This is a genomic window from Prevotella sp. MGM2 (assembly GCF_002933955.1).
Classification (GTDB): Bacteria; Bacteroidota; Bacteroidia; order Bacteroidales; family Bacteroidaceae; genus Alloprevotella.
Window position 1 is genome coordinate 1 of record NZ_BEWW01000072.1, and the last position, 3,861, is coordinate 3,861.

Sequence of the window (3,861 nt, forward strand, 5' to 3'; positions counted from 1 at the left end):
AAGTTAAAAATGTTAATGTAGGAAAGCGTCTTCCTGCTCCGGTGAGCGATGGCTCGGAAGGTTACCGGTCTGCAGTTCTCTATGAATTGGGATGGAAGTGTTTTCGAAAAACGTTTTTGTCAGGGAAAACAAAATCAGGATAAATCAGTGCATGTGCGCCGATAAAAATGCCGGTTCGGGCACGATCTTCTGTTTTCCGAGTCCGTATTTTCTTTGATTTATGGGTATTTATTTGATTCCCAGAGCTTTCAGTTTGTTGTAGAGTGTCTTCCGATCTATTCCCAGCAATATGGCGGCCTTACTTTTATTACCTCCAGTAGCTTGAAGGGCTTTCTCTATGCGGTTGCGTTCAGTATCTTTGTCGTGCAAAGGTAAAGGACCGCTTTCCGGTACAGTGGCGTTCATGGCCGGTAATAAGTCTTCGCGGGTGATGACGTTTCCGGTGGCTAGAAGAGTGGCGCGTTTTACCACATTTTTCAATTCGCGCAAATTGCCGGGCCATTCATAATGTATCAGCATCTCTGAGGCTTTTGTGTCGAATCCCGACAGCTGTCTGTCGAGTTCGGCATTAGCCTGTTTCAGAAAAAAATCGGCAAACTGCAATATGTCCGTGTCCCGTTCTCTGAGTTTCGGCATGAAAAGGGTGAACTCGTTGATGCGGTGAAAAAGATCTTCGCGGAAATCGCCACGTCTGACGGCCTCTGACAGATTCTCGTTGGTAGCACATACTAGGCGGATGTCGACTTCCTCTTCCTCCGGTGATCCGACGGGGCGCACGCGTCGCTCCTGCAACGCCCGCAACAGTTGCACCTGTACGTTGTAGCTGAGGTTGCCCACCTCGTCGAGAAAAAGAGTGCCTCCTTTCGCCGCTATGAAAGCGCCTGTCTTGTCGGCCATGGCTCCGGTGAAGGCGCCTTTTACATGACCGAAGAGTTCGGAAGCCGCCAATTCTTTGGTCAGTGCGCCACAGTCCATCGCCACAAACGGTCCCAAAGAGCGCTTGCTCTGCTCGTGGATGCGGCGCGCCACATATTCCTTGCCGGTTCCGCTATCCCCCTGTATGAGCACTGACATCGGTGTAGGAGCAACCAACGACACATAACCGTAAAGTTTCCGTGCCGCCTCGCTCGTTCCTTCCATATAGGCTGAAGATACAGGGAGTATTTCGTTTTCCTTTTCCGAGATTGTGGCAATTGCTGCCGGCACCATCGTTGCTTTTTGTAACCGAAGAGCAAGCGCATCATTAATTTTCGACAAGAGGATGTCCGGTTGTACTGGTTTGGCTATGTAATCACTAGCGCCGGCTTTCATGGCCGCCACAGCATTTTGCACTTCAGCATAGTGTGTCATAATGATGAAAGGCAAATCCAGTCCTTGGCGGCGCATCCGGTCAAGCAGATAAAGCCCGTCATTGTCGGGCAACCGGAGGTCGGACAGCACAAGGCTTATGTCTGTTTCTTCGCGCAACAGGGCAATGGCACGCGCCACACTTGAGGCTACCGTTACCTCAAAGTCCTTCTTTTTCAGCCATGTCTTGAGCATGGTGGCAAAGGTCAAGTCATCTTCAACAATCAGGAGTTTCATCATTTGTCTCAAAACTTAGCAGCATTAATTCCAGTTCCTTCGCAATGCAATGCCCGTCCGCGGTGTCGGCACCGGTCCAGTGCTCTTCAGACCGACGCGCATCTAGGGAGGACAGTTGTGGAACTACAGGTGATTCTATCAGCATAAACGTCGGCAGCATTTTATGAGCCAGCCTGCACAATTGTTGCTTATCTTTTTCCTCTAAGGCTCGTTGCAGCATTAGAAGGTGCTCACGGCAATCAGCCTCAAACTGTGTCAGTATTTCCGCAGCGGCTTCGAAATCATCGCCGGCAAAAGCTGTCAATGCCGACAAACGGGTTGTGTGGAAATAATTTGAGGAATTCTCCTCCGACACATTTTCCCGTTCCGTTTCTAACGTTCGGTCTGTCATTTTCAATACCATGCGGCGTAATTCATCCGCAGTGAAAGGTTTGCACATACTGTCATCAAATCCGGCTCTGAGGAAGTCTTCGCGGCATAACAGTCCGTGTGCCGATAGAGCTACGGCCGGTAAGCAACTTTCCTGCCCCAAACGGTGGCGTATCTGCCGGAGAAGCTCCATACCGTTGATAGTCGGCATTTCGATGTCGCTGAACATCAAGTCGAAATGGTGAATATCCAACAGATGGAAAAGGTCTTCCACCTTATTGCAACCTGCCACCTTCCACCTGCCTCCTGAAATTTGCGTTATCATACTTTCCAGCAATTGTAAAGCAATGCGGTCGTCGTCGATGGCCAGAATATGCAATGGGGCGTAAGAGATTTGACCGTCCTTTACTTGTGCAGTCATTTTCGGCGCATTTTGACAACTGACATCTTCTTTGTCTTTTTCCGAGGTCTGTGAGAAAAGTTTTTCTGCCGTCTCATCTGTGTTTTCCCGCCTGACGGGGATTGTCAAAGAGAAAGTACTACCTTCGCCCGGGCGGCTTTCCACTTTCAGATTGCCTCCTAATAAGTCTGCCAGTTCGCGGGTAATGGACAATCCCAGTCCCACTCCCTCTGTTCCCTGTGCGGCCGGTAAGCGTGTGAAAGCTTCGAAAATGCGGCGTTGCTCATCTGCGTTCAGTCCCGGTCCGGAATCTTTTATACCAATATATAATAATGTGTGGCCATCATCATTGTCTGACAGTCCTACTTTTAGTTTGATGCAGCCTTCATGAGTGAATTTCAAGGCGTTGCTCACCAGGTTGTCTGTCATTTGCCGTATGCGCCCTTCATCGGCCCAAATTTCTTCGGTTACCGGGAGGTCGGTTTCGGTTATTAGCCGTAGATTCTTTTCTACGGCGTGCGGACGGAAACTTACGGCTATTTCATTGATGAGTCTACATGGTGAAAAGCATACGTTGTGGATTTCCACTCGTCCCTGTTCCAGCCGGTGGTAATCAAGGAGAGATGAAACCAAATGAAGCAGATGTTCGGAGGAAGCTGCCATGTTTTGCAGGAAAGCCTGTTCATCGTTTTTTGTAATGCGGTTGCGTAGCATTTCTATATATCCTGCTATTGAAGCCGTGGGAGCTTTTACATCATGTGCCACGGTCAGTAGCAAGCGTTCGCGTTGGCGTGATAATTGTTCTGCTTTCTCGCGTGCCTCTTCCAGTTCGCAACTGTAACGCCGTGCGCGTGAAATATCCCGTGCTATCCATAAAACTGCGCCGAAGGCTGTCAATAGCGCTAAAGCCGCCAGAATTCCCATGGTAATGGCATCTTTGTAACGCCGCGCCTCTTCTGAGGCTATCGCTGTGCGTAACCATCGGCTTTCATCTTTGCCGATTTCCGATAGAAGGCGGTTTATGCGGTCTGTGATGTGTGCAGTGGCCACCCGTAGGGTGTCGCGGTGTGCATCCACGGCGGCCCGATGATAGTTTGTACGGCGTGCAATGTCATCGCGTATTTCCAGAAGTTCGTGAGCCACGTCATCGCTAACGTCTATGCCTTGTACAAGTGTGTCGGCCTGTAGAGAATCGGTATGATTGATAATAAGGGTGGTGTCAGAGCGTTGCTTGCGAAAAACGTTGCCTAACCGGCGGAAGAAACCGCCGCTTGTTCGCTCCACCACGTAGGTTTGCTTTTCATTGCGGGATTGCCCGGGTATTTTGTTGTGTACTATAACCGAGTCAGTTCGGCTGCGAAGATTTTCTATGTGTTCGCGATAAACCTCTGAAGTGTTGTCTCTTTGCAACAAGTTCCATAATTGTAAAGCGCCGATGGCACGATGTTCCAACAGGCCGGCCAAGGTGTCAAGACGTGCCTTCTGCAGGGGAGCGGTCAGTAGTGTGT

At 49.9% G+C, this 3,861-nt stretch carries 2 protein-coding genes; both read right to left on the bottom strand.

From position 1 onward, the window contains the following. Positions 1 to 228: 228 nt before the first annotated feature. Positions 229 to 1,587 (bottom strand): sigma-54 dependent transcriptional regulator, encoded by a 1,359-nt coding sequence (locus C5S62_RS01620; protein ID WP_104403782.1) that lies wholly within the window; start codon positions 1,585 to 1,587, stop codon positions 229 to 231. After that, on the bottom strand, positions 1,565 to 3,861 hold a 2,297-nt coding region (locus C5S62_RS01625; RefSeq protein WP_104403783.1), incomplete at its 5' end, for an ATP-binding protein. The genes C5S62_RS01620 and C5S62_RS01625, both read right to left, overlap by 23 nt.